The organism is Shinella agrisoli (assembly GCF_046557955.1).
Classification (GTDB): Bacteria; Pseudomonadota; Alphaproteobacteria; order Rhizobiales; family Rhizobiaceae; genus Shinella.
Window position 1 is genome coordinate 1 of sequence record NZ_JBJIEP010000052.1, and the last position, 7200, is coordinate 7200.

The 7200-nt window shown below is 60.6% G+C and carries 8 protein-coding genes and 1 pseudogene; 3 read left to right on the plus strand and 6 right to left on the minus strand.

Going from position 1 to position 7200, the window contains the following annotated elements; all coding sequences use genetic code 11:
- The 5 genes and pseudogenes from ACIIOY_RS26510 to ACIIOY_RS26530 form a co-directional block, all read right to left on the minus strand.
- Positions 1–164: pseudogene (locus ACIIOY_RS26510) on the minus strand (S-(hydroxymethyl)glutathione dehydrogenase); the annotation flags it as partial.
- Positions 164–1174: a hypothetical protein gene (locus tag ACIIOY_RS26515; RefSeq protein WP_411037669.1), complete on the minus strand. Its 1011-nt coding sequence runs from the start codon at positions 1172–1174 to the stop codon at positions 164–166. The pseudogene ACIIOY_RS26510 and the gene ACIIOY_RS26515, both read right to left, overlap by 1 nt.
- A 59-nt stretch (positions 1175–1233) precedes the next feature.
- The gene (locus ACIIOY_RS26520; RefSeq protein ID WP_411037670.1) at positions 1234–2613 is read right to left on the minus strand and encodes a nucleobase:cation symporter-2 family protein; all 1380 of its coding nucleotides are present in this window, start codon (positions 2611–2613) and stop codon (positions 1234–1236) included.
- A gap of 28 nt (positions 2614–2641) precedes the next feature.
- The gene (locus ACIIOY_RS26525; protein ID WP_411037671.1) at positions 2642–3673 is read right to left on the minus strand and encodes an aromatic ring-hydroxylating dioxygenase subunit alpha; all 1032 of its coding nucleotides are present in this window, start codon (positions 3671–3673) and stop codon (positions 2642–2644) included.
- Positions 3674–3683: 10 nt separating this feature from the next.
- Positions 3684–4388: a PDR/VanB family oxidoreductase gene (locus ACIIOY_RS26530; RefSeq protein WP_411037672.1), complete on the minus strand. Its 705-nt coding sequence runs from the start codon at positions 4386–4388 to the stop codon at positions 3684–3686.
- A 32-nt stretch (positions 4389–4420) separates the two neighbouring features.
- On the opposite strand from ACIIOY_RS26530, the gene ACIIOY_RS26535 reads away from it, so the two are divergent.
- Together ACIIOY_RS26535 and ACIIOY_RS26540 are read left to right on the plus strand one after the other, a co-directional pair.
- Positions 4421–4675, plus strand: coding sequence for a hypothetical protein (locus tag ACIIOY_RS26535; protein WP_411037673.1), 255 nt, complete (start codon positions 4421–4423; stop codon positions 4673–4675).
- Between the two features lie 71 nt (positions 4676–4746).
- Positions 4747–5640 (plus strand): LysR family transcriptional regulator, encoded by an 894-nt coding sequence (locus ACIIOY_RS26540; RefSeq protein ID WP_411037674.1) that lies wholly within the window; start codon positions 4747–4749, stop codon positions 5638–5640.
- Between the two features lie 97 nt (positions 5641–5737).
- Here the strand turns inward: ACIIOY_RS26540 and ACIIOY_RS26545 are convergent, their stop codons facing one another.
- Entirely contained in the window at positions 5738–6037 is a 300-nt protein-coding gene (locus tag ACIIOY_RS26545; RefSeq protein WP_411037675.1) for an MBL fold metallo-hydrolase, read from the minus strand.
- On the opposite strand from ACIIOY_RS26545, the gene ACIIOY_RS26550 reads away from it, so the two are divergent.
- A complete protein-coding gene (locus ACIIOY_RS26550) occupies positions 6037–6981 on the plus strand; it encodes an ATP-binding cassette domain-containing protein (protein WP_411037676.1) in 945 nt (314 codons plus the stop codon). The genes ACIIOY_RS26545 and ACIIOY_RS26550 overlap by 1 nt on opposite strands.
- Positions 6982–7200: the final 219 nt, after the last annotated feature.

Sequence of the window (7200 nt, forward strand, 5' to 3'; positions counted from 1 at the left end):
ATGCCTTCCGGGTCGGCGCCCGACAGCGTGAACTCGTCGGTGTGGCAGATGCCCGTCGCCTTCACCTCGACCAGCACCTCGCCGGCCCGCGGGCCTTCGAGCTGCACGGTCATGATCTCCAGAGGCTTGCTTGCCTCGACGGCAACGGCGGCGCGTACGTCCATCAGCAGGCCTCCAGCGAACGGGAGACGGGCACCTCGTGCCTGATCTCCTCCCAGGTCGAGCGGATCCAGTCGGCAATGGCGACATTCTGATCGAGCAGCGAATATTTCGCGTTGCCGCCATAATCCGCCATGTCGATCATGTCGGTCGTGATCCAGCGCAGCGGGCTGGCGGGATTGTCGCGATGCGCCCGGAGCACCCGCCGGACCACTTCCTTGCAAGGTTCGACGCGGTAGGCGTTCCACACCGAGTGCCATTCACCTGGCTTCGGCTTGACGAACGGATACTGGCAGGCACGGCCCCACTGTCCCAGATCGTTGGTCATCCAGCGGTTCTTCGGGCCGTTTGGTGAAACCGGACGGACCTGCAGCCATATGGTCATCTGCTGGCTGATCCAGTCGTCGATCACATTGCCTGGTTCATACGGGTCGATGACGAGCGACCCGGCCTCGACATCCTCGCGAATGCCGCTGACATCCTGCTCCTCGGGATTGTCGATCTTCAGCAGGATGTGGCTGTGATCGAGAATGAAATTGAACGGCAATCCTTCGCTGCGCACCAGCTGCGCCACCTTGTTGATCCTGCGGAAGTCCTCCGACCACATATAGATGTGGACTTCCAGTCCGATCGTGATGCCGATCCCGGCGCCGGCTTCGTAGGCGAGCCGGTAGAAGTCGGCGATTTCTCGGTCGGTCGTATCCCGGCCTTTGGCGTGCTTGCGATAGATCATGAGATTGTGGCATTCGGCACCGGCCGCCTTGCAGAACTCGAGATTCTTCAGGACCAGCGCCTCGTCACGACCGACCATATAGGACCAGAGCCCCGTCTTCATCGGCATGGCGTGCTTCTCGGCGGCGCGAATGTATTCCTGTTCGATACCCGGCTGCGGCATACGGTCGAAGTGATCGAATACCCCGGTTGACTTGAGCATCGCGAACTGCTCGTCCACGGAGACCGGCTTGAGATGCATCACGCCGCGGCCATTGCAGCCGAGGGAAAATGGCAGTGTCATATCTGTTTCTTTCGATAGAGGTCTTAGACAGCGCCAGTCTCACCGGACTGGCGCCGGGATTATTCATGTGCCCCCTGCAGGGCGGTCTGCCGCGGGGTGATCTTGGAAGGGCGGGAATAGCCGTTGAAAATCAGGTTGAGGGCCAGCGCCATCAACGCCGCTAGCACGATGCCACTATGGGTCAACGGCGCGAGTTCCTTGGGGAAGTTCTCAAAGAACTTGCTGGAAATAAGCGGGACCATCCCGATGGCCACACTGACTGCGACGATGTACAGGTTATTGCGATTGCTGCTGAAATCGACCGCCGTCAGGATCTTGATGCCGGTTGCGGCCACCATGCCGAACATGACCAGCGCCGCGCCGCCCAACACATATTGCGGGATCGAGGCAACGATGAAGGCGAGCTTGGGCAACATTCCGAGAACCACCATCATGAGCCCGCCCGTAACGCAGACCCAGCGGCTGCGCACGTTGCTCACCTGCACCAGGCCGATGTTCTGCGAGTAGGACGTATAGGGGAAGGTATTGAAGATGCCGCCTAGGATGGTGCCGACCCCGTCCGCGCGAATGGCGCGGGCCAGATCACCCTCGGAGACTGGTTTCTCGACGATCTCCCCCATGGCCAGAAACATGCCCGTCGATTCGATCATCACGACCATCATCACGAGGCACATCATCAGGATCGCCCAGATGTCGAACACCGGCATGCCGAAGTGGAACGGCGCTACGATCGCCATCCAGGCTTCGTCGCCGATGCCGCGGATATCGACCCGCCCCGCCATCAGCGCGGCGGCAAAGCCGACGAGAATGCCGATCAGGACGGCAATGTTGGCGAAGAAGCCCCTGGCGTAACGAATGATGGCGAGGATCGAGACCAGCACCAGTGCCGCGATGCCTATATTAGACAGCAAGGCATAGTTGGGGTTGGGGATCGGGCCGGCTGGCCCGGGAATCGTGGGCTGCCCGCCCGCCGACCAGTGGACGGCGACCCCCATCAATGTCAGGCCGATGGTGAGGATCACCGTTCCCGTGACCACCGGCGGAAACAGTGGCAGCGTCCGCCCGACGAAAGGGGCGAAGACCACCGTGAAAATGCCTGCGGCGATGACCGAGCCGAAAATCCCCAGAAGCCCCAGATCCGGGTTGGCGCCGATGGCCAGCATCGGACCGACGGCGACGAATGTGACGCCCATCATGATGGGTAGCCGAATGCCAACCTTCCAGAAGCCGAGGGTCTGGATCAGGGTTGCCAGGTCGCAGACGAACAGGTCCGCTCTGATGAGATGTGCCAACTGGTCCTTCGGCAGTTTCATGGCGCCGCCGATGATCAGCGGGATGGTGATGGCCCCGGCATACATGACGAGCACATGCTGAAGGCCCAACGTACAGAGCTTTGATGCCGGAAGGATTTCGTCCACCGGGTCTTGCGCATTCTTCATTGTCTCCTCCTCCACTTTCAGGAACGGATCAGATTGGCGCCTCGGCCTGGATCATCCGCTCGGTCAGCCTGCGCACGCGCGCGGGCGCATTGTCGATTGCGAGTTTCGTGTGTTCGCGCACGCCCGTTTCGGCCTGCTGGAGCTGCACCGCGGCAAGGATGTCGGCGTCTTCGAGGAAGGTCGCGGTCATCAACCTCTCCACGTCCTTGTCGGCCTCGGCGTCGCCGGTCTTGTAATTGCGGATATGCAGCCAGAAGTAGTGGGTGCGATCCGATGTCTCGGGCGTGAGGAAATTATAGGAGAAGGAGCGAAGGCCGGTGTTCTTGTTCTCCTCGGTCGGCTCCAGTCCGGCTTCCATCGTGCCGAAATCCACGCAGGAGATCGATGGCAGATAGAGATAGTAATATTGGAAGCGGTCGGTATTCTCGCTGAAATTGCCCATCTTCCGTGCCAGCGGCACCGGCGGCACGTTCTTGATCCAGCGATAGGCGAGCACGTAATCATCGGTCTGTTCGACCTTCACCGGCACCTCGCTGCCTTCCGGGCTGCCGATGGTGGCCGCGTGGACGTAGGTGGTATGGGCGGGATCGACTAGATTGTCGGTTATGTTCAGGTAATTGCAGTCGAACCTGATATACTGGCCGGTCACGATGCCCCATCCCTCTTCACCGTAGTGCTCGAGCCTGATGAGCTTGGTCTCGTCGGCGAAGGCGGCGTCGCCCATCCATATCCAGATTGCGCCGTAGCGCTCGATCACCGGAAAGGCGCGGATGTTGGCGGTGGGGGGAATCTGGTTCTGGCTGGGCACCTTCGTACAGTGGCCGGTGCAGTCGAACTGGAGGCCGTGATAGCCGCACTGCACCTCGTCGCCGATCTTCTTTCCCAGCGAAAGAGGCGCAAGCTTGTGCGAACAGCGATCGATGAGCGCGGCCGGCGAGCCATCGCGCTTGCGGAAAAATACGATCGGCAGATCGAGAATGCGACGGGAGAGCAGGTTCTCCTCGCCGATCTCGCTCGACCATGCTCCGAGATACCAAGCATTAGTGACAAATTTAGACATCGTTCCTCCTTCAGGCATCCAGGACGAGCTTCATGGAATGCGCGCGTGAAACGCACACGCACATCATGTTGTCGGCCCGTTCATCTTCGCTAAGACAGTAATCACGGTGCTCGGCTTCACCCTCGAGCACCTTCACGCTGCACGCGCCGCATTCGCCACGTTTGCAATCGAACATTGGGTCGCAGCCCGCTTCGATCATGGCGTCGAGGATGGTCTGGTCCGGCCGCACATCCAGTTTCAGACTGGAACGCCGCAGCTCCACCTGGAGCCGGTTGCCGCCGGAAACCACGCCATTGCTGAACAGTTCGAAATGTATCTGGCTCAGCTCCCAGCCGATTTCGCGGGCGGTCGCGATCGTGGCGTCAATCAGGGGTCGCGGGCCACAGACATAGACATGCGCGCCGGGCTTCGGCAATGCCAGCACCGCGGGCAGCTGAAGCCCGTCTTCGGGTCGCCCGCCATCGAAGTAAAGCCGGGCTCTGGCAGCGCCGAACCGCTCCGCCTCGGCGCGATAGGCCATCGCCTCGGGCGTGCGACATGCATAGTGCAGGAAGAATGGCGCCTGCCTGCGATCGAGCTCACAGGCCATCGACAGAATGGGGGTTATGCCGATGCCACCGGCTATCAGGATGCTGCGTCCGGCATTCTGGCTGAGCTCGAAATCGTTCTTCGGCCCGATGGCGGTGAGCTCGTCACCGACCGACAGTCCGTGCATGTAAAGGATCCGCCTGCCGATTTGGGGTCGCGGTGAACCGCGATTTCATAACCTTCAAACTGGTTCGGTCGGGAAACAATAGAGTAGCACCGTTCCACCGTTCCCGCGCCGCCGAGCGGCAGCTGGAACTTGAGATGTGCACCGGCGGAGGCATGCGGCATCGCCTGCCCGTCCGCCGCCACCAGATGCAGCTTTCTGATCGTGGGCGTCAGGTCTTCGATGTCAGTGACACGCAGGCTGAAGGGTTTCTGGGCAAGCACGGCACGTCTCCGGTCCATGGCGATTGACGAAAGACATGCTACGGCTTGCCAATAAATCGGAAAATATGCAAAGTCATATAAATTATTCGGAGAAACCGATGAGTCCGTCCTTGCGACAACTGAGAGCTTTCATTGCCGTCGCCAGATACGGCCAGTTCACCAGAGCAGCCAATGAGCTGGACATTTCCCAATCCTCTCTCAGCGAGTCGATCCGGGAACTGGAGGCGGCCCTGGAGGTGCGGCTGTTCGATCGCCACACACGAATGTTGCAGCTGACAAAGGCCGGCAGCGAATTCCTTACTGTCGTCCAGCGGCTGGTCGGCGAACTGGACGGCGCGGTGGACACAATGCGCGCCCATGCCACGCTGGAACGCGGTATGGTGGTCATCGCGGCGCCGGGGCTTCAGTCCGCGCTGCAGCTACCGGCCGAAATCACCGCATTCTCCGCACTCTACCCGTCGATCGACATCGTGCTGCACGATGTGCCGGAATACGAGGTGACAGGATTGGTGCAATCGGGCGTAGCGGATCTCGGCCTGGTGACCACAACCCGGCTTCCAAGTGATCTTCGCGCCCGCCCGTTCGACCGCGATCACTTCGTCGTCATTCTTGCGCCAAGCCATCCCTTGGCGCAGCAAGGATCTTTGACATGGGACGATCTAACGGACATGCCCTTGATCGGTCTAAAGGCAACCAGCCCGATGCGGCGCGCCCTCGACGAAGCCCTCGCCATCCACGATATCCGCCTCACCTTCACCTACGAGGTCTCCCTGCCGCTCACGATCGCCGGTCTGGTCCAGGCCGGCCTCGGCATCGCGCTGGTGACGAGCCTGATGGCACCGATATCCGAATGGCTGGGGCTGGCGGTCCGTTCACTGGATCGCCCCCGGATAGAACGGGACTTGATGCTGATCCAGTCAAGAGATCGTAGCCTCAACCCGGCAGCTCAGAAAATGCACGATCAGCTGCTTCGGAAAAAACGCCAGCAATGAGCAATGCGTCGTTGGGATGCATACAGCCGGCGATTGCCCGGCACTCGCTCCACGCAGGGCTTTCCCGCAGTTTCGTTGATCGTTCAATTGGACTTCTTCAAAATTCCTTCGACTCCAGATAGCCCGCGGCGATCTCTCGCAGTCGGTCTCTACCAAACCTCGGCCCGTGTCCGCCATGAACGACCCCGACATCGAGTTGCGACAGGCGCTTCATGGTTTTCTTATAAACTTCAGGGTCGCACCCCGGCAAATCGTCGACAAGACCGCCTTCATATATCGCGTCTCCGCTGAAAAAAGTTCCCGCCTTCTCGTCAAGCAGACCGATGGAGCCGGGAGAGTGGCCGGGAAGATGCAGGATCGTGTAACAGGCGTCAACGTGTTCTGGTTGCCGGGGCATTGACGACGCAGGCGCCCGTCGTCATCGCCGACGAGCCAACCAAAGGCCTGGATGATGATCGGGTCGAAGAGACTGTCTCCCGCATCCGTCAACTCATCGACCATGGCCGGGCGGTGTTGGCAATCACACACGACATACGCGTCGCGCGTGGCCTTGGCGGCCATATAGGCGTGATGCGCGCCGGCCGGATGCTGGAACAGGGACCTGTGGAAGAGGTGATGCTGGCACCGCGCCACGACTATACCCGGGCGTGGCTTGATGCAGATCCCGATCGGTGGCCCCGACGCATGGCGCAACGCATCGCCGCGCCGGTGCTCCACGCCAAAGAGCTTACCTACGCGGTCGGTGACCGCAGATTATTCCAGGGCTTAAGTCTGACCCTCCACCGCGGGAGCATCACGGCCATAACGGGTCCCAGCGGTTGCGGCAAAACGATGCTGGGCAATGTGCTCCTCGGCCTCGCGCGACCGCACGCGGGCACGGTGCGCTGGTGCGACGGCACGGATCCGCATCGTGTCCGCCGGCCCGCCTTGCGCGCGCGTTTCCAGAAGTTACATCAGGATCCGGCCTCGGCGTTCATGCCGGGGCGTGTGTTGCGACGTCAGTTCGAGGACCTCAAACCTGTGCTGCCGCTCGGATGCCTGGCACGCGACCTGCCACCCCTTCTCGATCGGCTGGCGGTTCGTCCATCGCTTCTCGAACGGCGGCCGGACGAGGTTTCCGGTGGAGAACTGCAACGCATCGCAATCGCTCGCGTCCTCCTCTTTAAGCCTTATTGTCTGGTGGCGGACGAACCGACATCGCGGCTCGATCCTCTTGTACAGCGCGAGGTGATGGAGCTTCTGCGAACCCTCGTTGGCGAGCACGATATGAGCCTCGTTGTTACAAGCCACGATAGACGATTGGTCCGGGCTGTTGCTCACGACGTCATTGATCTCCGGTAAAACCGGCGAAATGCGGCCTCTCCTCTGATCGTGCGGGATGTTCATCGCCGGATACGCTATTCGCTTTCGAAAGGATTCGAACCGTTGGCGCCACTTGAATTGGCTCTCCACCGCAGAAAGGGTCAGAAAGAATGTGACTAAGCTAGGATGAGGACTCATTCAAACCCATGCGATGACTGCTGAAACGAGAGCGATGGCTGCGAGATAGTTTGTTGCTAG